The sequence below is a fragment of the uncultured Microbacterium sp. genome (genome assembly GCF_963528945.1).
In the GTDB taxonomy this organism is placed as follows: domain Bacteria; phylum Actinomycetota; class Actinomycetes; order Actinomycetales; family Microbacteriaceae; genus Microbacterium.
Window position 1 is genome coordinate 514392 of sequence record NZ_CAURWX010000003.1, and the last position, 24167, is coordinate 538558.

Genomic DNA, 24167 nt, shown 5'->3' on the forward strand with positions numbered 1-24167 from the left:
GGCGCATGCTCGTCTCTTTCTCCGGTAGGTTCGACACGCGAGCCGCTGATGGGAGACGATCGATGACTTCACCCGCGACCCAACCGGGCTGGTATCCCGCGCCCGACGGCTCCGGGGCACCGTGGTGGTGGGACGGCTCGCAGTGGGTGCAGCCCACGGTCGGGGCACCGATGGGCAAGCCGGTCGGCCGCCTCGCATCCGCGGTTCAAGTGCTGCTGATCTCGACCGTCGCGCTGACCCTCGGGAGCATCGCCGTCGACGCGTTCGGAGTCATGGCCGTCTCCGCCTACCTCGATGGCGACTTCGACGCCGCGGATTCGCTCGTCAGCTACGACACCCTCGCCATGGCCGTGAACATCCCGCTGTTCGTGGCGCTTCTCGCCACGGGGGTGCTCTGGGTCATCTGGCAGCACCGCCTCGCGACGCGGGCGCACGGTCGCACGCGACGCTCGCCGGCCTGGCACGTCTGGTCATGGATCATCCCCGTCATCGCGTTCTGGTTCCCGTATCAGAACGTCTCCGATCTCTGGCGGGCTGCCGGTCGCACCCGGCCGAGCTGGCAGATCGCATGGTGGCTGCTCTGGATCGCGGGCGGTTTCTTCGGAGCGATCTCGAGCCAGATGGGGACCCGTGCCGAGACGCTCGACGAGCTGCTCGTCTCGATGCTCGTGGGGATCATCAGCTCGGTACTCACGCTCGCAGCGGCGCCCTTCGCCGTGAGACTGGTGCGTGAACTCACCCAGGCCTCCGCGTAGGCACCCCTCGGTCTGCCCGCACCCCGAGGGCTCACGCCATGCCTCAGGACCGAAGCCGCTCCCCCGCCGCTACACCCGCCGATGCCGGCAGGTCGAGCCGACACGGTCCTGAGTCATGGCACGGGCAGGCGGGCCCGCGTCAGGCGTAGAGGAGGTCGGAGGCGACGGCGGCGGGCCAGTCGGGTACGGCCAGGCGCGCGGGGTCGTCCCACTCGCCACCGGTGATCTGCGCGAACGCCCCTCGAACACCGAACAGCTTCTCGAGCGGACTCCAGTCCGACTCGCCCGGCATGGGCAAGAGGGAGCGCTCGACGAGGGCTCCCGGATGCAGTTCCTCGAGCAGCGAGAGCAGACGCACTCCGGCGTGCACGGGGCGCAGCGCCTCGGCATCCGTCACGTGCAGGATCACGCCCTCGCACGCCTCGCCCGCATGGTCGCGCACCAGCGGCGTGAAACCGTAGGGCACCGCCGCCAGGCCCGGCAGTCCGGCCGTATTGACGGCCGCGGCGTAGCGCTCCCCGTCGATGAAGGGGGCCGCGAGCACCCGGAAGGGCACGGCGGTGCTGCGGCCCTCCGAGACGTTCACGCCCTCGGCGAGGCATGTGCCCGGGTACAGCAGGGTGGTCGTGGGGCTGGGGAGGTTCGGGGAGGGCGGCATCCAGGTGCCCTCTCCCCCGCCGATCGCCCGGTCGCGGGTGAGCCCGGCGACCTCGACGACCTCCAGCTCGACGTCGATCCGTCGTGTGCGCACCCAGTGGCGGGCGAGTTCGCCGATCGTGAGGCCGTGCCGGATGGGCATCGTCCACCGGCCGACGAGCGATTGGCCGCCCTCGTCGAGCATGGGCCCCTCGGCGCGATCGAGTCGCCCGCCGAGCGGGTTCGGGCGATCGAGCACCACCACGGCGACGCCCGCGTCGGCGCAGGCCTCGAGCAGGTGGCTCATGGTCCAGATGTAGGTGTAGAAGCGCGCCCCCACGTCGGGCAGGTCGACGAGCACGGCGTCGAGCCCGGCGAGGTCGGCGGCGGCAGGGCGCACGGCGTCGCCGTACAGGCTGCGCACCGCGACGCCCGTCACGGGATCGGTGAGGTCGCCGACGTGCTCGCCCTCGCGCGCCCGCCCGCTCAGGCCGTGCTCGGGGCCGAACAGCAGCGCGAACTCCCAGCCCGACGCGGCGAGCGCCTGCCGACCCCGCACGAGATCGGAGGTCAGGGCCAGGTCGTTGGTGAGCATCCCGATCCGGCCCGATGTGAGGCGCGCGAGCAGGTCGGGGCGGATGTCGCGGGCGACGAGACGGTCGATGCCGAGGTGCAGCGGGGCCATGGGATCAGTCGATTCTGTGGTCGGTGACGGCGTTGAAGGTGCGCTGGAGGTTGTCGGAGATGGTGTCGTAGTCGGCCTGCGCGATGCGCGTGAACACGAAGTCGAGCACGGCGAGCTGCGCGATGCGGCTGGCCATGGCTCCGGAGCGGAAGGTCGACTCCGACACGGCGGTCACGAGCACGAGCTCGCACACCCGTGCCAGCGGCGAACGGGGGTTGTTGGTGATCGCGATGGTGGTGGCGCCGGCGCGCGCGGCGACCTGCGCCGACTGCACGATCTCGAGGGTGCGGCCGGAGTGCGAGATGGCGATCGCGACGTCGCGCACGTCGAGCAGCGCGGCGCCGGTGAGCGCGAGGTGCAGGTCGGTGCGGGCCTGGGCGACGAGTCCGGCGCGGTGCAGTTTCTGCTCGAGGTCATGGGCGGCGAGTCCGCTCGACGCGGTGCCGTAGATGTCGATGCGGCGAGCGCCGCGTACGGCGGCGACGCAGCGTTCGAGCACGTCGATGTCGATCTGCTGCGCGGTGCGTTCGATGGCGGATGCCTCGGCGAAGGCGATCTTGCGCACGGTGGTCAGGGCGTCGTCGTGGCGGCTGACGTCGGTCTCGGAGACCTGGAACCGTTCGCGGTCGGATGCCCGTCGGTCGAGTTCGGTGGCGAGGGCGAGTCGCATCTCGGGGTAGCCCTGGAACCCCAGGCTCTGCGTGAAGCGAGCGATGCTGGCGACCGAGGTGCCGCAGGCGGCGGCGAGCTGCGTGATGGAGTTGTCGACCGCGCTCTGCGGATCGTCGAGCACGTGGGTGGCGATGCGGCGCTCGGTGGGGGTGAGCGCCGACAGGCGCTGGTGGATGGCGGTCATCGCACTGAGGGTCACGCGAACAGGATTGCAGAATCGAATCAATATGTGAAAGGAATTTTCGGAAAGCTCTTGAGTTTCTGTAACTCTTTGCCCAAAGTGGCTTGAAGGCCCTCGGCATCCGACTGCCCCGCCTATCCCGACACCGACGTCCGAGAGGAATTCTCATGCGACACCGCACCACCCGACTCGTCTTTACCGCGGGTCTGCTCGTCACGGGGCTCGCCGTCGCCGGCTGTGCACCCTCCGCCTCCAGCGGGGAGGGCGACGCCGAGAACGTCACCCTCAAGGTCTGGTCGTGGCAGGCATCCTCGTCTCCCAAATGGGAGGCCGTGTTCGACAAGTACGAGGAGTCGCACCCCGGTGTGACGGTCGAGTTCGAGGGCTACCAGCCCACTGAGTACAACCAGATCCTCGCCACCGGGCTCGAAGGCAGCGACGGACCCGACATCGCCATGCTGCGCGCCTACGGCGGCATCCAGCCCGCGATCCAGTCGGAGCAGCTGGTGCCCATCGACGACATCGTCGACGGCCTCGACCAGTTCGATCCGACCGTGCTGCGTGCCGCCCAGGGCAAGGACGACGGCAAGACCTACGGCGTGCCCTTCGCGTACCAGACGATGCAGATGTTCTACAACAAGACGATGTTCGACGAGATGGGCCTCGAAGAGCCCACCGACTGGGACGAGTTCATCGAACTGCAGGAGACCCTGCTCGACGAGGGCGTCACGCCGATGGCCCTCGGCGCCCGCGAGGACTGGGTGCTGCCGATGTTCCACGACATCGTCGGCTCGGCCCAGTACGGCGGCGCCGAGTTCGAGGAGAAGGTGCTCGCCGGCGACGTCGACTTCACCGACCCCGCCTACGTCGCCTCGCTGCAGACCGTCAAGGACATGCAGAAGTACCTCGACAAGGACGTCAGCGCCATCGCCGTCGCGGATGCCGTGCTGCAGTTCACCTCGGGTCAGGCCGCGCAGTGGCCCGGCGGCTCGTTCGACCTGCCTACGTTCCAGAGCTCTGCGCCCGACACCGAGTGGGGCGTCTACGAGGTGCCGCCGGCACCCGACAGCGCTCTCGACCACGCCGTCACCCCCGGCTACGCCGACGGCAGCTTCGGCATCAACGCGGCCAGCGACCAGCAGGAGGCCGCGACCGAACTGCTCAACTGGATGACCACGAAGGAGTTCGGCCAGCTCGTCGCCGACGAGGTCGACCAGTTCTCGGCCCTCCCCGGCGTCGAGTACTCCGACCCGCTCATGCAGGAGATGAACGAGGCGTACAGCGAGAACCCCGCACCGTACCTGCTGCTCGTCGACTTCCGCTACGGCGACCCGACCGGCACCGCGGTGCTCGGCCCGGACATCCAGGCGATGTTCCTCGGCAGCAAGACGGCCGAGCAGCTGGGCGCCGACCTGCAGTCCGGCGTCTCCACCTGGTTCACCCCGGGATCCTGATCCGAACCGAGGGGGCGCCGTCCGCGGCGCCCCCTCGCGGAGCGAAAGACTCATCATGGCCCTGACCCTCCCCCTGCGGCGCTCGAAGCCGAACCGGCGCACCCGCACCGGCATCGCGCTCACCACCCCCACGGCGATGCTCTTCGTGCTGCCCGCCGCCGTGCTGTTCGCGGTGCTGATCCTCTACCCCATGCTCGCCGCGCTCAGCTACTCGCTGTTCGACTGGCAGGGCACGAAGCAGGGCGGGTTCGCCGGGATCGGCAACTACATCACCCTGCTCACCACCGAGCCCTACGCCTCGGAGCTGTGGAACGCGTTCGGTCACAACCTGCTGCTCTTCGCCGGCGCCGTCGTCTTCCAGAACTCGCTCGGCCTCGGCATCGCGACCCTGCTGCACCGCCGCAAGCGCACCAAGCGCTTCTTCCAGACGATCTTCGCCCTGCCGTACCTCGTCAGCCCGATGGTGATCGGCTACCTGTGGTCGCTCATGCTGTCGCCGCTGTTCGGCCCCGTCAACGCGATCCTGCGCGGCGCCGGTCTCGAAGGCCTCGCCCTGCCGTGGCTCGGCGACCCGAAGCTCGCGATCTGGGTGATCGTGCTCGTCAGTGCGTGGCAGTGGATCGGCTTCCCGATCCTGCTCTACGGGGCGGCCCTCGGCGGCATCCCCGAGGAGATCGAAGAGGCGGCGGCCCTCGACGGCGCCACCGCCGGCAAGCGGTTCCGCTACATCACGCTGCCCATGCTCACCCCGACGATCGGCATCATCACGGTGCTCACCTTCATCGGCAGCATGGAGGCGATGGCGATCCCGTTCGCCCTCGCCGGATCGAACGGAGCGCCCGCCGGCTCGACCGACGTGATGATGCTCCTCTTCTACCGCACGGCCTTCGAGTCGGGGAACCCGAACTCCATCGGCGTCTCCTCGGCACTCGCGACCGTGCTGTTCATCTTCATCATGGTGATCTCGGTCGTCATCACATCGACCATGCGCCGAGCCGAACGGAAGCTGTTCTGATGAGCACCGCCACCGACGCCCGCCCCGAGCCGACCACCGAGGCCATCGTCTCGGGCCGCTCGTCCGCCCCGCGCCGCCGCACCAGCCGCACGAACGACACCCCGTTCATCGGGCGCCTGCTCGCGAACGTGTTCCTCTGGGGATACGCGATCATCGCGATCGGCCCGCTGCTGCTCATGGTCAACAACTCGCTGCGCACGCAGCAGCAGATCGCGACCGAACCCCTCGGCCTGCCCCTGGAGCCCTCGTTCACCAGCTTCCAGAACGCGTGGATCACGGCATCCTTCGACACCTACTTCATCAACTCGATCACCGTCACCGTCGGCTCGGTCATCGTGACGACCGTCGTCTCGGTGCTCGCCGCCTACGCGTTCGCCCGGGCGCGCGCGAAGTTCTTCCGCGGTGTCGAGGCGGTGTTCCTCTCGGGGCTGATGCTGCCCGTGCACCTGGCGATCCTGCCGCTGTTCTACCTGCTCGACTCGCTGCGCATGACCAGCAACGTGTTCAGCCTCATTCTCGTGTACGGCGCCCTCGGCATCCCGTTCACGACGTTCGTGCTCACGGTGTTCTTCCGCGCGCTGCCGATCGAACTCGAAGAGGCGGCCCGCATCGACGGCGCCGGACCCTTCCGCACCTTCGTGCAGATCCTTCTGCCGCTCGTGCGGCCGGCCCTCGCGACCGTCATCGTGTTCCGATTCGTGCCGGTGTGGAACGACTTCTTCTACCCGCTCATCCTGCTGCGCGACCGCGACTCGTACACGCTGCCCGTGGGTCTGACCCGCTTCTTCGGCGAGTACTCGACCGACTGGCCGCAGCTGTTCGCCGGTCTGACGATCGCGACGATCCCGCTGGTGGTGCTGTTCCTGCTCGCGACGAAGCAGATCATCAACGGACTCACCTCCGGCATGAGCAAGTGAGCCGCGCATGGTGAACGGGGCGCCCGGGTCGGCGTGGGCGTCGCTCGTCGAGCGGGCGGGTGGGGCGGATGCTCGGGCGGATGCCGCGGATCTGCGGGTCTTCGGCACCCCGGCCGACGACGACCCGACGCCGCTCACCGACCAGCACCTGTTCGACCTCGCATCGCTCACGAAGATCTTCACGACCGTCGCGGCTCTGCGCCTGGTCGACGCGGGCTCGGTCGATCTCGACGCGCCGGTCGCCGACGCCCTCGCAGTGGGGATCGGCGACCGCGCCGGGTCGATCACGCTGCGCCAGTTGCTGACCCACACGTCGGGGCTTCCGGCCGAGGGCGGCGCCTGGCGCACGGGTCTGCGTGGTGAGGAGTTGCGGGCCGTGGTGCTGCGCAGCGCGCTGCTCGCCTACCCCGGCACCGTGCACCGATACTCCGACGTCGGTTTCATCGCGGTGGGCGAGCTGCTCGAACGGGTGTCGGGTCGGTCGCTGACGGAACTCGTCGGCGAGGTCGCCGCGCTGCTCGGAGCGACCTCGCTCACCTGGACGCCCGAGCCCGACCGCACGGTGGCCACCGAGGTGCAGCCCCACCGCGGCCTCGTGCGCGGAGAGGTGCACGACGAGCTCGCGCACGCGCTCGGCCGCCCCGCAGGGCACGCCGGGCTGTTCGGTTCGGTGCACGACGTGGCCGCGCTCGCGCGCATGGTGCGCGACGGCGGGTTCGGCGCGGACGGGCGGGTGTTGTCGGAGCGGAGCATCCGTCTGATGACCACTCCCGCCGCCCCGGCCGACGGCTTCGAGCAGGCGGTCGGCCTGCGGGTGCGCGACCGGTCGTGGATGGGCGAGGCGGACGCCGTGGGCCACACCGGCTTCACCGGCACCGCCTTCGCCGTCTCGGCCCGGTCGGGGTCGTACGGCGTGCTGCTTCTCAACCGCGTGCATCCGACCCGCGAGGGCACCGACGTCGCCGCCGTGCGCCGCTCGTTCTTCGCGTCCCTGCGCTGAGACACCACTCTCCCCGTGAGACAACACGCCTCCCGTGATGTCTCACCACGGAAGTGGTGTCTCGCGGGCTGCGGCCCGCCGCGCTTCAGCCGCGCTTCAGGCCCGACGCGCCACACTGGGAGCATGCGCATCCTGGTGGTCGACGACGAGGTGCGTCTCGCCGACGCCGTGCGCCGCGGGCTCGAGGCCGAGGGCTTCGCGGTCGACGTGGCGCACAACGGTGTCGACGGGCTGTGGCGCGCCCGCGAGACCCGGTACGACGCGATCGTGCTCGACCTGATGATGCCGGGCATGAGCGGGTGGAAGGTGTGCGAGGCGCTGCGCGCCGAGGAGAACTGGACGCCGGTACTCATGCTCACCGCGAAAGATGGCGAGTGGGATCAGGTCGAGGCGCTCGAGAGCGGCGCCGACGACTACGTCACGAAGCCCTTCTCGTTCGCGATCCTCGTGGCGCGGCTGCGCGCGCTCGTGCGGCGCGGTGCCGTGGCGCGCCCGACCGTGCTCGAGGCCGGCGATCTGCGCCTCGACCCCGCGGCGCATCGCGTGTGGCGCGGCGAGACCCCGATCACTCTCACGGCCCGCGAGTTCGCCGTGCTCGAGCACCTGATGCGCCACCGCGGCCAGGTCGTGTCGAAGCGCGCGCTCATCGAGGGCGTGTGGGACGACGATTTCGACGGCGACCCCAACATCGTCGAGGTGTATGTGGGGCATCTGCGCCGCAAGGTCGACAAGCCGTTCGGCCGCGAGGCGATCGAGACGGTCCGCGGCGCGGGCTACCGATTGGCGGCCGACGGTGGCTGAGCATCGACCCCGCCGCGCCTGGCGTTCGGTACGGGGCCGCACGACGCTCGGCGCGACGTTGGTCGTGGCCGTCGCGTTGCTGATCGGCGCGGTGTCGTTCTACGGCATCCTGAGCGCCAGCATCCACGCGGGCACCGAACGCGCGGCCGAACAGCGCCTCGACGAACTGTCGGAACGCTTCGAACAGCGCGGCGGCCCCGGACCCGCGGGGCGCAACGTCGGCGACATCGAAGACGAGATCGTGCAGGTCATCGGCCCCGACGGCGTGGTGCGGGCGGCGAGCGACGACGCCCGCGACGCCCTGGGCTCGGCGGCGCTGCCGATCGACGACGACCCCGTGACCCGACGCGTCGACGGGGAGCCGATGCTCATCGTGTCGAACGACATCGAGGGCGATCACACGCTGGTCATCGCCGTGCCGGTCGAGAACGACATCGAGACCCTGGCGACGGTGGCGGTGCTGCTCGCGGTGGCGGTGCCCCTGCTGCTGCTGCTCGTCGCGGTCACGACGTGGTTGGTCACGGGGCGCGCGCTGCGGCCGGTGACGCGCATCCGCGCGGAGGTCGACGGCATCACGGCCGAGCGGCTGCACCACCGCGTGCCTGTACCTCCGTCGGGCGACGAGATCGCGGCGCTCGCGACGACAATGAACGGCATGCTCGATCGTCTCGACGCCGCGGCGTCCGCCCAGCGTCGGTTCGTGTCGGATGCCTCGCACGAGCTGCGCTCGCCCCTCGCCGTCATCCGGCAGCACGCCGAGCTTGCACAGGCGCACCCGTCGACGACGAGCATCGGCGAACTGGCCGAGGTCGTCTCGGACGAGGGTCTGCGCCTGCAGGGCATCGTCGAGTCGCTGCTGCTGCTCGCCCGTCTCGACGAGGGCGTCGCTACCCGCGATGAGCCGATCGACCTCGACGACCAGGCCCTCGCCGAGGTGCGTCGGCTGCGGACGGCGGGGGTCGAGGTCGACGGCTCCGGCATCCGGGCCGCCCGGGTGTCGGGCGACCCGCGGTTGACGGGGCAGCTGCTGCGCAACCTCGCCGACAACGCCGCCCGGCACAGCGCGGGGCGCGTCGCGATCGGCGTGACTCCCGGTGATGGCGTCGTGCTGGTGACCGTCGAAGACGACGGCGCCGGTGTGCCGACCGCCGAGCGGGAGCGCGTGTTCGAGCGGTTCGTGCGTCTCGACGAGGCGCGCAGCCGCGATGCCGGCGGCAGTGGGTTGGGCCTCGCGATCGTGCGCGGCATCGCGACGGCGATGGGCGGCACGGTCGCGGTGGATGCCTCGCGCTGGGGCGGCGCGCGCTTCATCGTGACGCTCCCCCTCGCCGACTGAGCGGGCCCGGCGGTTCCTGAAGACGGCTTCAGGACGCTTCAGGAGGGCTTCAGCGGTCGCGCGACACCCTGGGGACATGGACGACAAGACCCCGAACAACGAGAACACGCCGCACACCGACCCCGCGTCGGCCGACCGCGCGCCGGAGTCGACGCCGGACTCCCCGACCGTGCCCTTCACGCCGACGGATGCTCCGGCTCCCGCCGCTCCTGCCGGTCCCGCTCCCCCCGGCACAACTCCCGCCGGCACAACTCCCGCCGGCGCCGCACCCCTTCCCGAGGCATCCGCCGCATACCCGGCGACGCCGGGCGAGGCCCCGAAGCGCGGACGCAAGCGCGCCCTGCTGATCGGTGGCGGGATCGCCGCCGCCGTGCTGCTCGCAGGAGGAGGCGTCGCGGTCGGTGCCGCGATGGCCGACGAGTTCGGCGATGACCACGACGACCGCCCTTCGGCGGTGGACGGACCCCGGCACGAGCAGGGCGACCGCGACGACCGCGGCGAGGGACAGCCCCCGCAGGGCGGGCCCCAGCAGGGCGGCCCGCAGCAGGGCGGTCCGCAGCAGGGCGGCCCGCAGCGAGGCGGCCCGGTAACCGGGATCGGCACCGACTCGGCCGACGAGCTCGTCGACATCGCCGACGCCGCACGCGGTGCCGCCGACGGTGACGTCACCTCGATCGACGCGAAGCGCGACGGCTCGTGGGAGGTCACGCTCGAGACCGCCGCGGGCGACGAGTCCGAGGTGCGGGTCGACGCCGACCTCGCGGCGACCGTCGTCTCGACCGAGACCGCCGACGACGGCGACACCGGACCCGCGGCGGCGCTCGACGAGGAGGCCATCCGCGCCCTGGTCGCCGCCGCGCTCGACGAGGCCGAGGGCATGATCACCGACCTCGATGTCGACGACGACTCCTCGCGCCCGTACGACGTCTCCGTCGTCACGGAGGACCGCCGGTCGATCGACATCGACCTCGACGCCTCGTTCGCGGTGGTCGCCACCGACACCGACGACTGAGCATCCGACGGCACCGCCGCGTCGAGCGACCCGGCGTCGACAACCCGCCATCGCCCACCCGCCATCGCCCATCCGCCATCGCCCATCCGCCTCGGCCCCGTGCCGACGGGTGGGCGATGCGTCTGCCCGGGCGGATACTCTGCCCGGGCGGATACGATGCAGGGATGAGCTCTCCGATCGACGACGTCTCCATCGGTGGAGACGTGATCCGTCTCGGCCAGTTCCTCAAGTTCTCGGGACTCATCGACTCGGGCGGCGACGCCAAAGAGGCGATCATCGACGGGTTCGTAAAGGTGAACGACGAGGTCGATCGCCGTCGCGGGCGGCAGCTGCACGACGGCGATCTCGTGACCTTCGAGGGCCGCACCGTCCGCGTGCGCCCCTGACCCCCGCCGGGCGCGCCCCTTCTCCGCTACCCAATCGGCATACCGGGGCACAAGCCCGTTCCGAGGATTCGCCGCGGGTGGAAGGCTGACCCTATGAAACTCGTCTCCTACGCCGGTCAGCAGTTGGTCACCACCGATGACGTCGCGGAGGCGCTGGTCGTCCTCGCCGCGGAGGTCGCGAACGAGGGCGGTTCGCAGGCGGTGCAGATCCCGATCGTCGTCGACGGGGAGACCGATGTGGCCGAACTCGTCGTGGGTCTGGGCAACGACGTGCTCGTCGGACCCCGCGCGTCGGAGGGGATCGACCCCGACTTCTCGGAGCAGGCCGCTCAGCTGCGCTCGCACCCCTTCTACCCGAAGCAGAGCGACGACGACAGCGCCGTCGCCATCGAGGACCAGCCGTACGAGGGGTGGGACCTCGATGTCGATCTCGAGGCCTCGGCCCGCACCGAGCAAGCGAGCTGACTCGTTCCTGCCGCGGTCGCCGACCCCCCGGTCTCGGGGCGGTCGGCGACCGGCAGGAAACTGTCCGGTCCTCCACCACCCGAAGATGGAGGACCGGCGAAGTCGACGAGAGGTCCGCGTAGCGTTCCGCCCCCGTGACGGGCGCCCTTGACCGAGAGAGAACAAGGGGGGCCGTCCGGTTCGACCGACGCGGAGTCGACATCGCCGACTCGTTGTGAGTCGAGCCTACGGACGGAAACGGTTTTCACAGCATCCGCCCGGAGCCGTTGACGCGACCGCTCGCGGACTGCTATCGCCCCAGCGCGGCGGCCCTCGCATGCCGCGCGATGACCCCCGCATCTCGCGCGATAGCCGTCGCTTCCCGATCGCGCAAGGCTTTTGTCGGGATGGGGTGCGAGGCGCACGATGGCGTCATGCCCTCCGCTCCCTCCGGTCGCCCCCTCGCGGCCTACGCGCCGATCGGCGACGGCCGCACCGTCGCCCTGATCGCCCAGGACGGATGCATCGACTGGCTGCCCCTTCCCGACCTCACCGACCTGCCGGTCTTCGCCCGCGTGCTCGACGAGCAGACCGGCGGATGCCTCGAGCTGCGCCCCGTCGACGAGTTCCGCTCGGAGCGCCGCTATGTGCCGGACACCAACGTGCTCGAGACGACGTTCACCACCGATGCCGGGAGCGTCCGGGTGACCGACGCCCTCGTCTCGGGGGTCGCCGGACGCCTGCCGTGGGCCGAGCTCGCCCGCCGGATCGACGGTCTCGACGGCGAGGTCGCGATGCGCTGGTGCGTGCAGCCCGGCACCTCGCTGCGCACCGCCGCCCCGTGGATCGAGCACACGCAGCACGGCGAGATCGTGCGCAGCGGCGCCACCGCCTTCGTCGTGGTGGGGTTCGAGCACGGCCCCGAGAAGCCCGACCCCGACGGCATCGCGGGTCCGCGTCTCGACGGCGCCTTCACGACATCGCCCGGCTCCCGGCACCTGATCGCCCTCGCGGCCACGCACGACGAGCCGCTGCACATCCCCGACCCGCACAACGTCGACGACGGCATCGACCGCACGATCGAGAACTGGCGGCACTGGTCGCAGGTGTTCTCGTACGACGGGCCGTGGAGCGGTCACGTGCAGCGCAACGCGCTCGCGCTCAAGCTGCTGATTCACAGCCCGACGGGCGCCATCGCGGCCGCGGCGACCACGTCGCTGCCCGAGAGTCCCGACGGGGGCAAGAACTGGGACTACCGGCACGCCTGGGTGCGCGACCTCGCCTACACGACGCACGCCCTGGTGCGCTTCGGCCTGCGCGAGGAGACCCAGGCCGCCCTCTCGTGGATGCTCGGGACCATCCGCGACCACGGCCCCGACGTGCACGTGATGTACACGCTCGCGGGCGACCTGGTGCCGCAGCCGCACGAGTACGACGTGCCCGGCTGGAGCGGCATCGGGCCCGTCGTCACGGGGAACCCGGCGGGCGGCCAGCTGCAGCTCGGCGTCTACGGCGACCTGCTGGCAATCTGCCGCACCTACGTCGAGGCGGGCAACGTGCTCGACATCGGCACGGCACGCATGCTGGCGGGCGTCGCCGACCGCACCTGCGACCTCTGGCGCAACCCCGACTCGGGCATGTGGGAGCTGCCGGAGGAGCGGCACTACGTGTCGTCGAAGATGGGCTGCTGGAAGGCCCTCGACGATGCGGTCGTGCTCGCCGAAGCCGGCGCCATTCCCGGGAGCGCCGACCGGTGGCGCGCCGAGCGCGAGCGCATCCGCCTGTGGATCGACGAGCACGGCTGGTCGGAGACCCGGGGCGCGTACCTGTTCTACGCCGACGGCGACGAGCTCGACGCCTCGGTGCTGCTGCATGCGCCGTCGGGGTTCGACCGCGGCGAGCGCATGTCGTCGACGATCGATGCGCTGGCCGACGAGCTGGGTGCCGGTCCGTTGATGTACCGCTACAGCGGCGTGGATGCCGAGGAGAAGACGTTCGTGGCGTGCGCGTTCTGGCACGCCGAGGCGCTCGCCTGCGTCGGACGCCACGACGAGGCGATCGCCCTGATGGAAGAGCTCATCGCACTCGGGAACGACGTGGGCATCTACGCCGAGATGATCGACGCCGACGACGGTTCGGCCTGGGGCAATGTGCCGCAGGCACTGAGCCACCTCGCGTTCCTCAGCGCGGCCATGACCATCCGCGACGTCGTGCCCGCCGAGAAACTGCGCGACAAGACCTGACCGACCGACCGACCGAAGACCGACAGGAAAAGGAAAGGGAGACACCATGTCCCGTGACCAGTACACCTTCACCAACCCCGCCGAGCTGTACGCCGACATCGAGCCGCAGAAGCAGAAGATGCCCGAGCCCGGTCTCGACGCCGACCTCACGCCGAAGGCCGATCTCGGCGAGGAGAGCTACCGCGGCTCCGGTCGCCTGACGGGCCGCAAGGCGCTCATCACCGGTGCCGACTCCGGCATCGGCGCCGCGACCGCGATCGCGTTCGCCCGCGAGGGCGCGCACGTCGCGATGTCGTACCTGCCCGAGGAGGAGAAGGACGCCGAGCGCATCGCCGGCATCCTCCGCGAGGCGGGTGCCACCGTGGCGACCATCCCCGGCGACCTGCGCGACCCCGAGTACTGCCGCACCCTGGTGGCGCAGGCGGTCGAGAAGCTCGGCGGCCTCGACATCCTCGTCAACAACGGCGGCAAGCAGGTCTTCCAGGAGTCGCTGACCGACATCACCGACGAGCAGTTCGACGACACCTTCAAGACCAACGTCTACGCGATGTTCTGGATCACGAAGGCGGCGCTGCCGCACCTGCCCGCGGGCTCGGCTATCATCAACACCACGTCGATCCAGGCGTACTCGCCGTCCGACATCCTGGTCGACTACGCGTCGACCAAGTCGACGATCAACGCCTTCACGAAGGGCCTCGCGCAGCAGCTCGCCCCGAAGGGCATCCGCGTGAACGCCGTCGCACCGGGTCCGATCTGGACCCCGCTGCAGCCGAGCGACGGTCAGCCGCAGGAGAAGATCGAGGAGTTCGGCAAGGACACCCCGCTGGGCCGCATGGGCCAGCCGGCCGAGCTGGCCCCCGCCTACGTGTTCCTCGCCTCGGCCGAGTCGAGCTACGTGGCCGGCGAGACGCTGAACGTGAACGGCGGCATGCCGACCCCGTAATGGGGTGAGCCCACGGGGACCGGCCGCGTTTCGCGCCGCGATCTGCAGGCACTTCTCACGGATGCAGGGAGGGACACCGTGTTCCCTCTCTGCATCCGTGTTCTGTGCCTGCAGTTCACACACCGGCGGATGCGGGAGACGGATGCTCGGGAACGGATACCCGCGCACATCCCCACCGTCAACCCCGTCGCCCCGGATCGCCGCGGCGGGCACAGTGGAACCCTCACCCACCGCCGACCCAGGAGGACCCTCATGGACGCCGACAACCGCGAGAACCACATCGTCGACAGCCCCGACGCGATCCAGCCCGTGCTCGACGGCGAGGCCACCTCGTACGCCGACCCCTCCGACGACCCGGCCCAGGCCGAGTGGGAGCGCACCGAGGCCCTCGACGCCGGTGCCGAGATCGACGACGCGACCGCCACGGGCGCCGACCCCGACGAGATCCCGTCGGAGGACGACCAGATCCCCGCCGAGGACCTGCCGTCGAGCGGCCTCCAGCCCGAGACGCAGGAGGGCGACCCGATCATCGCCGACATCGGCGAGGACGGCGAGGGAGACCTCTCGCCCAACGACATCTGAGCCGTGGCGACCCGGCTGCTCCTGCTCGCCGACACCCATGTGCCGGCGCGGGCCAGGCGGCTGCCCGATGATGTCTGGCGGGCGGTCGACGAGGCCGATGTCGTCGTGCACGCGGGCGACTGGGTCGACCTGGCCACGTTCGAGGCGCTCGAGGAACGGTCGCGCCGACTGATCGCCGTCTGGGGCAACAACGACGGCGACGAGCTGCGGGAGCGGATGCCCGAGTTCGCCGTCGCGCGCATCGAGGGCGTCAACCTCGGCGTCGTGCACGAGACGGGTGCGGCCCGCGGCCGCGAGGCCCGGATGGATGCCCGCTACCCCGACGGCGTGCTCGATCTGCTCGTGTTCGGCCACAGTCACATCCCGTGGGACTCGACGACGCCCCAGGGCATCCGCCTGCTGAATCCGGGGTCGCCCACCGACCGTCGCCGGCAGCCGGTGTGCACCCTCATGACCGCGACGATCGACGGGGACCGGGTGACGGACGTCACCGTGGTCCCCGTCGATCGCGGCTGAGGGGTTCCCCCCCGCCGCCCCGTCGACTCAGGCGGCCAGCGGCACCGCCCCGACGAGCACGCCGACCGCGAGCATCACCAGCGACACGATCGTCGCCCGCCACAGCACCTTCTTGTGGTGGTCGCCGAGGTTGACGCTCGCGAGCGAGACGAGCAGCAGGATCGCCGGCACGAGCGGGCTCTGCAGGTGCACCGGCTGCCCGGTGATCGACGCGCGCGCCATCTCGACCGGCGCGATGCCGAAGTGCTCGGCGCTCTGCGCGAGCACGGGCAGGATGCCGTAGTAGAACGCGTCGTTCGACATGAAGAACGTCAGCGGGATCGACAGCACGCCGGTGATGACGGCGAGGAACGGCCCCATCGCGTCGGGGATGGCGGTGGTGATCCAGGTGGCCATCGCGTCGACCATGCCGGTGCCGTTGAGCACGCCGACGAGCACGCCCGCCGCGAGCACCATCGACACGACGCCGACGATGCTGGGGGCGTGCGCGACGATCTCGTCGGCCTGGCTCTTCAGGCGCGGGAAGTTGATGATCAGCGCGACCGCCGCTCCGACCATGAAGACGTACGCGAGCGGGAAGATGTCGGCCACGAGCAGCACCATGACCGCGGTCGTCAGGGCGAGGTTCACCCAGATGAGCTTCGGGCGCAGAGTGGCGCGGTTCGGGTCGAGCATGGTGTCGGCCATGGCGGTGTCATCGCGGTCGAGCACCGCGGTCGCGGCGGGAAGGCGCGTCCGCCCGCCGGCGAGGGTCACGATGTTGCCGGTGCGCAGCGTGGCGCGGGCGCCGGGGGTCGCGTCGCCGCCGCGGAAGAGACGTGGCCCGGCACTCGTTCCGGTGCCCCCGCCGATGCGCTCGGGGTCGATCTGGCCGATGCGCTTGCGCTCTCCGAGGCCGAGGAACCACGCGAACAGCAGCGCGACGATGAGGCCCGCCGCGAGCGACGGCAGCATCGGCACGAACACGTCGGTGGGCTGCAGGCCGAGGGCGGTCGCCGCGCGCACGGTCGGTCCTCCCCAGGGCACGATGTTCATGGTGCCGTTCATGAGTCCGGCGACGCAGGTGAGCACCACCGGGTTCATGCCGAGCCGCAAGTAGATGGGCAGCATCGCCGACGTGGTGATGATGAAGGTCGTCGAGCCGTCGCCGTCGAGCGAGACCGCACCGGCGAGGATGGCGGTGCCGAGCACGATCTTCGCGGGGTCGTCGCCGAGCAGGCGGGTGATCAGGCGGATGAGCGGGTCGAACAGGCCGACGTCGATCATGATGCCGAAATACATGATCGCGAACATCAGCAGCGCCGCGGTGGGTGCCATGTCGGAGATCGCGTCGATGATCATGTCGCCGAGGCCGAGGCCCGCACCGGCGAACAGACCGAAGACCGTCGGCACGAGGATGAGCGCCACCATCGGGGTGAGGCGGCGGGTCATGATGAGCGCCATGAAGACGAGCACCATCGTGAACCCGAGGGCCACGAGCACGCCCTCCGGCGGGACGAACGCCGTGGCGTAGCCCTCCTCCGCGGCGAGCGGGACTGCAGCAAACACGTTCACATCGACTCCTTCGTCGTGTCGTGGTCGGACCGGAGCACCGCGGGCGGCGCATCCCGTGAGACTAGGTCGGCCGAGGTCGCGGCGCGCGCTATGTCGCATTGCCGCACGTTGTGCGCGTAGCGTGTGTTCTGCGCATTGTGCTCGTCATCGCGGCCGAGAGGAGGGACGATGCGATTCGCCACCCGTCTGCTGCTCGTGCAGCTCGCGACCGTCGTCGCGGTCGTCGGGGTGTGCACACTCGTGTTCGGCTTCCTGGGTGTGCAGCAGCTGCGCGCCGAGTCGGAGGCGACCGCGCTGAACATCGCGCGCACGATGGCCGAGGATCCCGACGTGCAGAAGCTGGTCGCGGAGTACTCCGCCGACCCCGGCACACCCGAGGCCTCGTCCCTCGTCGACGGAACGCTGCAGCGGATCGCCGTCGACGTGGCCGAGCGTACCGACGCGTTGTTCGTGGTGATCACCGACGACCACGGCATCCGCCTCGCGCATCCGAATCAGAGCCTGCTCGGGCAGGTCGTGTCGACGCCCTTCGAAGAGGTGCTGCGCGGGTCGGAGGTCGTCGATTGGGAGGTCGGCACGCTCGGCGAGTCGGCGCGGGCCAAGGTGCCGATCTACGCCGAGTCCGGTGGGGAGCCGGTCGGCGAGGTGAGCGTCGGGTTCGAGCGCGCCAGCGTGTTCGACGACCTGCCCGCCCTGCTCGCGACGATCGCGGTCGCCGCGGTGGGCGCGGTGCTGCTCGCCGGGCTGGCGACGCTGCTGCTGACGCGCCGGTTCGAACGGCAGACGCTGGGGCTGCAGCCGGAAGAGCTCGTCGCCCTCGTGCAGAACCAGGCTGCGGTGCTCGACGGCGTCGGCGACGGTGTGCTCGCGGTCGACGAGACCGGAGTCGTGCGGGTGTGCAACAGGGCGGCGGAGCGGATGCTCGCACTCACCGACCCCGTGGGGCGGAGGCTCGACGAGCTCGACGTCGGCGATGCGGTGCGGGTGCTCGTCGAGATCGGGGCCGCGACCCGGAGCGGGAACGCCACCGGCGGCGGAGCCGGGACCGGGAGCGTGGAGACCGTGGTCGGCGATCGCGTGCTCTACCTCGACGCGCGGCCGGTCGTGCGCGACGGTCGCTCGCTCGGCGTCGTGGTGGTGGTGCGCGACCGCACCGACATCGAAGCGCTGGCCGGTCGCCTCGAGACGGTGCGCGCCACGACCGAGGCGCTGCGGGCGCAGCGTCACGAGTTCGCGAACCGGCTGCACGCCGTGTCGGGGCTGCTCGACGCCGACCGGATGCCGGAGGCACGGGCATTCCTCGCCGAGTTGACCGGCCGCGGCTCAGTCGGTTCCGGGGTCGACGGGATCGAGCGGGTCCCCGATCCGTTCCTGCAGTCGTTCCTCGGGGCGACCGCCGTGGCGGCTCGCGAGCGCGGCGTCGAGGTGCGCATCGCCGACGAGACCCTCGTGCTGGGTGAAGTGGCGGCCGCGGAAGACGTGGCCGCCGTGCTCGGCAACCTGATCGACAACGCGGTCCGAGCCGCCGTCGCGGGCGATACGCCGCGGTGGGTCGAGGTCGCCCTGCTCATCGACGGCGACGCGCTCGTGCTGACCGTGGCCGACTCGGGACGCGGCATCACGCCGCGGGAGCGGGATCCGTTCGCCGCCGGGCCTCGGACGCCCGACGAGGATGCCGCCGCAGATCTCGCCCGCGTGCACGGGCACGGCTTCGGTCTCCCGCTCGCGCGCGACATCGCCCGTCGGCGCGGCGGTGACGTCTGGCTGATCGCCCCCGGCGGCGCGGATTCGTCGGATGCCGCGACCGGCGCCGTGTTCGGCGCCCGCCTCCCGGCCGCCGTGGTGCCCGGCGCATCCGCCCTGTCCGCCCCCCTGCCCCAGACCGGGCCGACTCCGGCATCCGCCCCCACCACCCGCCCTTCGGAGGAACGATGACCGACGACATCCGCGTGCTCGTGATCGACGACGACTTCCGCGTCGCCGGGCTGCACCGTGACGCGGTCGCGACGGTGCCCGGGTTCACGGCCCTCGACCCCGTGCACACCCTCGATGCGGCTCGTCAGGCCGTGCGCGTGCACCAGCCCGACCTGCTGCTCGCCGACGCCTATCTGCCCGACGGCGACGGCATCCGTTTCGTCGCCGACGCGGGGATCGACGCGTTCGTGCTGTCCGCCGCGACGGATGCTCCCACCGTGCGCCGCGCGATCCGCTCCGGCGCGCTCGCCTATCTCGTGAAGCCGTTCGATGCCGCCGTGCTCGTCGACCGGCTGCAGCGCTACGCCCGCATGCGCAACGTGCTCGGAGCCGACCGTCCGCTCGCACAGGACCAGATCGACCGGGCCCTGTCGATCCTGGCCGGAGGCGCCGAGCCCGCGAGCGTGTCGCGCTCCGCGACCGAGCAGCTTCTGCTCGACGGCCTGGGCGAGGTCGAGGAGGCCTCCGCATCGGAGATCGCCGAGCGCGTCGGCATCTCGCGGGCCACGGCGCAGCGTCACCTCGCCGCCCTCGCCACCCGTGGACAGGTCGAGGTGCGCCTGCGCTACGGCACCACCGGCCGTCCCGAGCACCGGTACGTGCGGGCGCGATAGCGCGACGGTCAGCCGGCGTCGGCTCGACCGGTCTTGCGGGCGTAGTAGGCGCGGGCGCGATTGCGGTCGCCGCAGTCCGAGGCGACGCACCACCGACGGTTTCGGCGCGGTGAGGTGTCGAGGTAGACCCACCCGCAGCGGGCGTCCTCGCACTGGTGCAGCCGGTCGAGATCGGGGCGCGCGAGCAGGGTGGGGACGGCGCGAGCGACGCGATCGACCGGCGTTCTCACGGTGAGCTCGGCGTCGCGCCACTCCCAACCCACGTCGGTTGGCGTGAGTGAGGCGTAGCGCAGGGAGCGTCGATGCGCCTCCGTCAGGTGCCGCGCGGCCTCAGCATCGCCGTCGAACAGGACCCGGTACAGCGCTTCCCGCAGCGCGATCACGGATGCGCGTTGGCGATCGGCCGCAGCGGTGTCGTCGCCGGCCGCGATGGAGAGCGCCTTCTTCTCGGATGCCGTCAGGAACCCCGCCTGAAGGCACCAGTCGAGCACGTCGTCGTAGGAGCGGAGGTCTTCGATGCGCGTCTCGTCGTCGAGCCGCCACTCGACCGTGTTCACGAGGTCGAGCACGGCGTCTCCGGCGATGCGGCTGAACTGGGGCATCACTCCTCCTCCCGGTTCATGGGTGATACGAGTATTGCGCATGAGAAGCGGTGGCTGGCATGCTTCATGGATATATCGGCGATCATCCATGAGAGGTGGCGGCATGCGCGATCCGAGCGTGCGCGTGATCCGGACCAACCCGGCGTTCGGGTGGTTCTGGCTCGGGCAGACCGTGAGCAGTGCCGGCAGTCAGGTGGCGCTCTTCGCTCTGCCGCTCGTGACCGCCGCGGCCCTCGGGGGGTCGGCGGCCGAGGTGGGTTTGGTCGCCGCAGCCGCCACGCTCCCCTATCTCCTCTTCTCGCTGCTGGCGGGCCACCTGCTCGAGGGGCGACCGCGTCGCCGCACGATGATGACCGCCGACCTGGCGCAAGCCGCGCTGATCGGCGTCATCCCGATCGCCTGGCTCTGCGGAGTGCTGTCGGTGCCGCTGGTCGCCGTGATCGCTTTCCTGTCGGGCACCGCGGCGCTCTGCTTCGGGGTGGTCGGCTTCTCGTTCGTGCCCGACCTCGTGGGTGCCGACGACCTGGCCGCGGCGAACCGGGCCATCCAGGGGTCGCGCACCGTCACCGAGGTCGTCGCCCCCGCGGGCGCGGGGGTGCTGGTGAGTGCGCTGGGCGCTCCGATCGCGATGGTCGCCACCGCCGTCGGCCACCTGGTGTCGGCCCTCGGGGTCTTCCGCGCGCGACCGGCGTCAGAGCATCCGTCGCCTCCGGGCGCCGGGCGCCCGGCTCCGGCGGGCCGGATCACCGACGGCCTGCGCATCCTCTTCACCGACCGCCACCTGCGCCCGCTGACCCTGCACGCCGCGATCTACAACCTCGCCGAGCAGATCCTCCTGCTCAACCTCGTGCTCTGGGCGGTGCAGCAGCAGCACGTGCCCGCCGCGGTCTACGGCGTGGCTCTCGGTGCGATCGGCCTGGGTGCGCTCGTCGGCACCGTCACCTCGATGCTGCTCTCCGCTCGGATCGGCCTCGGCCCCGCGTTCCTCGTCTCCCTCGTGCTCTCGTGCGGCACCCCGCTGCTCACCGCGGTCTGGCCGCTCGAAGGCCTGCCGCTCGCCATCGTCATCGCCGCGATCATGTTCGTCTCGGGCGTGGGCCTCGGCAACGCCAACGTCTACTCCCTCACCCTGCGGCAGAGCGTGATCGCGAAAGACCAGCTCACCCGCTCGGCCGGGGCATACACGCAGGTGATGTACGGGTCGATCCCCATCGGCAGCGCCCTCGCCGGCATCATCGGCCAGAGCGTCGGCAGCCGAGCCGCGGTGATGGTCGGCGCGATCGGACTCGTGCTGTCGATCGTGCCGATGCTCACCCCCGCGATGCTGCGGCTGCGCGACACCGCGTCGGTGGCGCGGGCCGGCTAACCCACTCCGCGCGACGATGCGCGCAAGCGGAATGTGCGCGACGTTATTCGACGTCGGGCCACCCGCTGGTGAGGAATGCCTCCAGCGCTCGATGACGGAAACTGTAGGGCTTGCCGCGCGTGATGATGCCGCGCACGCGATCGAGACGCTGCGACGGAGGCCCCGCGTCGGTGGACTTCAGGAATCCCGCCTCCGCAGCGATCCGGGTGAGCGTTCGTTCGCTCGGCTCCAGATCGGCCATCGCCTCGAGGAATTCGCGCTCACGCGAAGGGAGTCGGTCCAGGATGCGCTCGACGTGCGACGTCGCCTCCGTCTGCGCTTCTCGCCATCCGCGTATGACCTCGTCGTACGTGATCACATCGCCTCTGCCTGCGTACCACGCCCTCTGACCGGCAAGCTGGAAGAGGAACGGTTCGCCGCGCGAGAGATCCACGATCGCCTCGGCCGCGGATGCCTGCATCCGAATACGGGTGAGTCCTCCTTCGCCGTCCGCGACCTCCCAGCCGTCGATCACGAGGGGGCGCAACGCGGTGCGGAGGTCGTCGTCATCGAGTGGCGCCAGAACGGTGGTCGCGAACCGTCGAGTGAACGTCGCGCCCTTGCGCGACCCGGACGCCTCGTCGAACTCCGGGAGTCCGGTGAGGTAGGCGGCGATCGGCAGGGAACGCTCCAGCGACCCGACTCCCGGTACATCGACCTCGACGATCCGGGTGATCGCATCCCCGAGTGCGATGAGGAGTTGCGACAGCGTGCGCTCGTCGTCGATGTTCTGTATCTCGTCGATATGGATCAGGATGACGGCGCCTCGGCCGATCGCGACCCGTCCGACCTCGACGAGCAGTTCCGTGAGCGCGCTGTGCGGTTCCTGCCCCTCGGACGGCGACAACGCGAGAGAGACGCCGTTGATCGCAATGGACTCCACGCGCTGCAAAAGTCGCGTCAGGCGCTGTTCACGGCCCGTCGACAATCCCGCTTTGTCTGCGATGACGAGGAGTTCGGCGGCCAAGCGCTTGATGGGGTCCGAGCCGACCGCGATACGAATCTGAGGCGTGACCCAGTCTCCCTGGCGCTCCGCCTCGTTCGCGATGCGCCGCACGAGCGACGACTTGCCCAGTCCCGGCTCGCCGAGAATCGTGCGCCCTCGCTCGAAGAGTCCCGCTTCGAGCCGCGGACGCAGAACGTCGCGCCAGTCACTGAGCTGAGCCGTTCGCCCAGCCCAGATCGCTGGCACGACATCCGAGCCGGGCTGGAAGGGGTTGTTCAGAGCGTTGCGCACGTTGATAAGTTTATCAGAGCGCCTCGCGGATGGCTGATAAATTTATCTTCGGCTTTCCGCGCTTGGATGCGTCTCGATGGTCAGTGAGGCGCCGCGCTCGCGTCAACCCATCAGCGAGTCGAGTGAGCGGCTGCGCGACACCGCGTCAGTGGCGAGGGCCGGTTAGCCGGCGACGTCGGCGAGGAGCTCGCGCACCTGAGCGACGATGATCTCGGGCTGCTCCGCGGGCACGAGATGTCCGCTGTTCTCGGCGACCACGAGGTGGCTGTCGGTCGACAGCTCGAGCATCCGACGTTGCCCGTCCTGCCAGATCCGCTCGAGTTCCCTGCCCGTCTCGGCGTCGATGCCGGCAGCCGCGTAGTCCTGCGGCTCGCCGCGCGCGATGATCCGCACGGGAAGGTCACCGAGATCCTGCCCCTGCAGTGCGCGCTCGGTCGGGGCGATGAGGTCGGCTTCCTCCCGCTGGGTCGCGAAGTAGGTCGGCGACGCGGTGACGTCGAGGAACTCGCGGCGCTGCGCCGGGGGCACGAGACCGTCGAGCAGGGCATCTCCGCCCAGGCGCAGGATGCCCGTCGCCTTGAGTGCCGAAGGGAGCCACGTCGGCAGCGCCGCCGTTCCCGCGCCCCCGGGAACGAGGTCGGCCGTGCGTCGCGCATCGTCTTCGGGGCGGGCATCGACGAGCACCACTCCGGTGACCTCCTCGGGATGGAGGCGCGCGAACTCCCGCACGTACAGACCGCCGAGGCTGTGGCCGACCAGGATGTACGGGCGCGGCACGTCCAAGCGCTCCAGGGCTGTCCGCAGATCGGCCACGATGGCATCGGCGGTGCGGGGCTCGGCGGAGGGCTCGCTCCATGCCGTGCCCGCCCGGTCGTACCGCACGACGGTCGTATCGACAGCGAGCTGCGACGCGACCTCCTCCCAGCCGGAAGCGACCTCTCCGCTACCCGCTTCGAACACGACCGTCGGCCCACCCTCCCCCTCCCGCACCACATGCAGGCGATGTCCGCCGACGTCGACCAATTCCCCGGGCATCGGATGCTCCGCGCGGCCGGCAGCCGCCTGTGCGTGCTCGACGAGGAGCGACCCGCCGGTCAGGATCCCCAGGATCGCGGCGACGGCGACGAGGCGACGCAGGGCCCGTTGCTTTTTTAGTACAACCGTGTTCATAAATCGGATGCTAGCACGACTGTGTACGATAAG

General features: G+C 70.6%; 23 protein-coding genes. 17 read left to right on the top strand and 6 right to left on the bottom strand.

The annotated features are described in order from the left end of the window. Positions 1-62: 62 nt before the first annotated feature. On the top strand, positions 63-755 hold the full coding sequence (locus RWS82_RS12405; RefSeq protein WP_314650581.1) for a DUF4328 domain-containing protein: 693 nt from the start codon (positions 63-65) through the stop codon (positions 753-755). 139 nt (positions 756-894) lie between these two features. Here RWS82_RS12405 and RWS82_RS12410 read toward each other — a convergent pair whose 3' ends face one another. Further along, complete coding sequence (locus RWS82_RS12410) at positions 895-2076, bottom strand: DUF1343 domain-containing protein (RefSeq protein WP_314650583.1); 1182 nt, start codon at positions 2074-2076, stop codon at positions 895-897. Positions 2077-2080: 4 nt separating this feature from the next. Further along, positions 2081-2947: a MurR/RpiR family transcriptional regulator gene (locus RWS82_RS12415; protein WP_314650585.1), complete on the bottom strand. Its 867-nt coding sequence runs from the start codon at positions 2945-2947 to the stop codon at positions 2081-2083. Between the two features lie 149 nt (positions 2948-3096). Between RWS82_RS12415 and RWS82_RS12420 the strand changes: the two genes are divergently transcribed. The 13 genes from RWS82_RS12420 to RWS82_RS12480 all read left to right on the top strand — a co-directional run bounded on the left by RWS82_RS12420 (position 3097) and on the right by RWS82_RS12480 (position 15578). Further along, entirely contained in the window at positions 3097-4383 is a 1287-nt protein-coding gene (locus RWS82_RS12420; protein ID WP_314650587.1) for an extracellular solute-binding protein, read from the top strand. A gap of 55 nt (positions 4384-4438) precedes the next feature. Beyond that, positions 4439-5398 carry a sugar ABC transporter permease gene (locus RWS82_RS12425; protein WP_314650588.1) on the top strand — a complete coding sequence of 320 codons (960 nt, stop codon included), beginning with the start codon at positions 4439-4441 and terminating at the stop codon, positions 5396-5398. Then, positions 5398-6315 (top strand): carbohydrate ABC transporter permease, encoded by a 918-nt coding sequence (locus tag RWS82_RS12430; RefSeq protein WP_314650590.1) that lies wholly within the window; start codon positions 5398-5400, stop codon positions 6313-6315. The genes RWS82_RS12425 and RWS82_RS12430 overlap by 1 nt, the downstream gene beginning before the upstream one ends. A 7-nt stretch (positions 6316-6322) precedes the next feature. Then, positions 6323-7315 carry a serine hydrolase domain-containing protein gene (locus RWS82_RS12435; RefSeq protein WP_314650592.1) on the top strand — a complete coding sequence of 331 codons (993 nt, stop codon included), beginning with the start codon at positions 6323-6325 and terminating at the stop codon, positions 7313-7315. A 123-nt stretch (positions 7316-7438) separates the two neighbouring features. After that, positions 7439-8116, top strand: a complete 678-nt coding sequence (locus RWS82_RS12440; protein ID WP_314650593.1) for a response regulator transcription factor — start codon at positions 7439-7441, stop codon at positions 8114-8116. Beyond that, the gene (locus tag RWS82_RS12445; RefSeq protein ID WP_314650595.1) at positions 8109-9452 is read left to right on the top strand and encodes a HAMP domain-containing sensor histidine kinase; all 1344 of its coding nucleotides are present in this window, start codon (positions 8109-8111) and stop codon (positions 9450-9452) included. Before RWS82_RS12440 ends, RWS82_RS12445 begins: the two co-directional genes overlap by 8 nt. A gap of 76 nt (positions 9453-9528) precedes the next feature. Then, positions 9529-10464: a hypothetical protein gene (locus tag RWS82_RS12450; RefSeq protein WP_314650597.1), complete on the top strand. Its 936-nt coding sequence runs from the start codon at positions 9529-9531 to the stop codon at positions 10462-10464. A 164-nt stretch (positions 10465-10628) separates the two neighbouring features. Beyond that, on the top strand, positions 10629-10850 hold the full coding sequence (locus tag RWS82_RS12455; RefSeq protein ID WP_314650599.1) for an RNA-binding S4 domain-containing protein: 222 nt from the start codon (positions 10629-10631) through the stop codon (positions 10848-10850). A gap of 93 nt (positions 10851-10943) precedes the next feature. Continuing rightward, positions 10944-11315, top strand: a complete 372-nt coding sequence (locus RWS82_RS12460) for a hypothetical protein (protein ID WP_314650601.1) — start codon at positions 10944-10946, stop codon at positions 11313-11315. A 413-nt stretch (positions 11316-11728) separates the two neighbouring features. Next, on the top strand, positions 11729-13537 hold the full coding sequence (locus RWS82_RS12465) for a glycoside hydrolase family 15 protein (protein WP_314650603.1): 1809 nt from the start codon (positions 11729-11731) through the stop codon (positions 13535-13537). A gap of 46 nt (positions 13538-13583) precedes the next feature. Continuing rightward, positions 13584-14480 (top strand): SDR family oxidoreductase, encoded by an 897-nt coding sequence (locus tag RWS82_RS12470; RefSeq protein ID WP_314650605.1) that lies wholly within the window; start codon positions 13584-13586, stop codon positions 14478-14480. Between the two features lie 252 nt (positions 14481-14732). Further along, positions 14733-15062: a sugar ABC transporter ATPase gene (locus RWS82_RS12475; protein ID WP_314650606.1), complete on the top strand. Its 330-nt coding sequence runs from the start codon at positions 14733-14735 to the stop codon at positions 15060-15062. Between the two features lie 3 nt (positions 15063-15065). Continuing rightward, positions 15066-15578, top strand: coding sequence for a metallophosphoesterase (locus RWS82_RS12480; protein ID WP_314650608.1), 513 nt, complete (start codon positions 15066-15068; stop codon positions 15576-15578). Between the two features lie 27 nt (positions 15579-15605). On the opposite strand, the gene RWS82_RS12485 is transcribed toward RWS82_RS12480, so the two are convergent. Beyond that, a complete protein-coding gene (locus tag RWS82_RS12485; protein WP_400190094.1) occupies positions 15606-17036 on the bottom strand; it encodes a CitMHS family transporter in 1431 nt (476 codons plus the stop codon). A 264-nt stretch (positions 17037-17300) separates the two neighbouring features. On the opposite strand from RWS82_RS12485, the gene RWS82_RS12490 reads away from it, so the two are divergent. Next, a complete protein-coding gene (locus RWS82_RS12490) occupies positions 17301-19067 on the top strand; it encodes a sensor histidine kinase (protein ID WP_314650612.1) in 1767 nt (588 codons plus the stop codon). Beyond that, positions 19064-19720, top strand: coding sequence for a response regulator (locus RWS82_RS12495; RefSeq protein ID WP_314650614.1), 657 nt, complete (start codon positions 19064-19066; stop codon positions 19718-19720). Before RWS82_RS12490 ends, RWS82_RS12495 begins: the two co-directional genes overlap by 4 nt. A gap of 8 nt (positions 19721-19728) precedes the next feature. On the opposite strand, the gene RWS82_RS12500 is transcribed toward RWS82_RS12495, so the two are convergent. Continuing rightward, positions 19729-20322 carry a CGNR zinc finger domain-containing protein gene (locus RWS82_RS12500; protein ID WP_314650616.1) on the bottom strand — a complete coding sequence of 198 codons (594 nt, stop codon included), beginning with the start codon at positions 20320-20322 and terminating at the stop codon, positions 19729-19731. Positions 20323-20425: 103 nt separating this feature from the next. Between RWS82_RS12500 and RWS82_RS12505 the strand changes: the two genes are divergently transcribed. Continuing rightward, positions 20426-21688 (top strand): MFS transporter, encoded by a 1263-nt coding sequence (locus RWS82_RS12505; protein ID WP_314650617.1) that lies wholly within the window; start codon positions 20426-20428, stop codon positions 21686-21688. Between the two features lie 43 nt (positions 21689-21731). On the opposite strand, the gene RWS82_RS12510 is transcribed toward RWS82_RS12505, so the two are convergent. Together RWS82_RS12510 and RWS82_RS12515 are read right to left on the bottom strand one after the other, a co-directional pair. Continuing rightward, entirely contained in the window at positions 21732-22964 is a 1233-nt protein-coding gene (locus RWS82_RS12510) for an AAA family ATPase (protein WP_314650619.1), read from the bottom strand. A 162-nt stretch (positions 22965-23126) separates the two neighbouring features. Then, positions 23127-24134 (bottom strand): alpha/beta hydrolase, encoded by a 1008-nt coding sequence (locus RWS82_RS12515; protein WP_314650620.1) that lies wholly within the window; start codon positions 24132-24134, stop codon positions 23127-23129. Positions 24135-24167: the final 33 nt, after the last annotated feature.

What these genes read in the sequence shown, in the direction of transcription:
- RWS82_RS12430 (WP_314650590.1), top strand. Translation starts at nt 5,398, where the DNA reads ATGAGCACCGCCACCGACGCCCGCCCCGAGCCGACCACCGAGGCCATC.
- RWS82_RS12495 (WP_314650614.1), top strand. Translation starts at nt 19,064, where the DNA reads ATGACCGACGACATCCGCGTGCTCGTGATCGACGACGACTTCCGCGTC.
- RWS82_RS12435 (WP_314650592.1), top strand. Translation starts at nt 6,323, where the DNA reads ATGGTGAACGGGGCGCCCGGGTCGGCGTGGGCGTCGCTCGTCGAGCGG.
- RWS82_RS12425 (WP_314650588.1), top strand. Translation starts at nt 4,439, where the DNA reads ATGGCCCTGACCCTCCCCCTGCGGCGCTCGAAGCCGAACCGGCGCACC.
- RWS82_RS12450 (WP_314650597.1), top strand. Translation starts at nt 9,529, where the DNA reads ATGGACGACAAGACCCCGAACAACGAGAACACGCCGCACACCGACCCC.
- RWS82_RS12440 (WP_314650593.1), top strand. Translation starts at nt 7,439, where the DNA reads ATGCGCATCCTGGTGGTCGACGACGAGGTGCGTCTCGCCGACGCCGTG.
- RWS82_RS12485 (WP_400190094.1), bottom strand. Translation starts at nt 17,036, where the DNA reads ATGGTGCTCGTCTTCATGGCGCTCATCATGACCCGCCGCCTCACCCCG.
- RWS82_RS12500 (WP_314650616.1), bottom strand. Translation starts at nt 20,322, where the DNA reads ATGCCCCAGTTCAGCCGCATCGCCGGAGACGCCGTGCTCGACCTCGTG.
- RWS82_RS12505 (WP_314650617.1), top strand. Translation starts at nt 20,426, where the DNA reads ATGCGCGATCCGAGCGTGCGCGTGATCCGGACCAACCCGGCGTTCGGG.
- RWS82_RS12405 (WP_314650581.1), top strand. Translation starts at nt 63, where the DNA reads ATGACTTCACCCGCGACCCAACCGGGCTGGTATCCCGCGCCCGACGGC.
- RWS82_RS12455 (WP_314650599.1), top strand. Translation starts at nt 10,629, where the DNA reads ATGAGCTCTCCGATCGACGACGTCTCCATCGGTGGAGACGTGATCCGT.
- RWS82_RS12410 (WP_314650583.1), bottom strand. Translation starts at nt 2,076, where the DNA reads ATGGCCCCGCTGCACCTCGGCATCGACCGTCTCGTCGCCCGCGACATC.
- RWS82_RS12490 (WP_314650612.1), top strand. Translation starts at nt 17,301, where the DNA reads ATGCGATTCGCCACCCGTCTGCTGCTCGTGCAGCTCGCGACCGTCGTC.
- RWS82_RS12420 (WP_314650587.1), top strand. Translation starts at nt 3,097, where the DNA reads ATGCGACACCGCACCACCCGACTCGTCTTTACCGCGGGTCTGCTCGTC.
- RWS82_RS12465 (WP_314650603.1), top strand. Translation starts at nt 11,729, where the DNA reads ATGCCCTCCGCTCCCTCCGGTCGCCCCCTCGCGGCCTACGCGCCGATC.
- RWS82_RS12475 (WP_314650606.1), top strand. Translation starts at nt 14,733, where the DNA reads ATGGACGCCGACAACCGCGAGAACCACATCGTCGACAGCCCCGACGCG.
- RWS82_RS12460 (WP_314650601.1), top strand. Translation starts at nt 10,944, where the DNA reads ATGAAACTCGTCTCCTACGCCGGTCAGCAGTTGGTCACCACCGATGAC.
- RWS82_RS12470 (WP_314650605.1), top strand. Translation starts at nt 13,584, where the DNA reads ATGTCCCGTGACCAGTACACCTTCACCAACCCCGCCGAGCTGTACGCC.
- RWS82_RS12515 (WP_314650620.1), bottom strand. Translation starts at nt 24,134, where the DNA reads ATGAACACGGTTGTACTAAAAAAGCAACGGGCCCTGCGTCGCCTCGTC.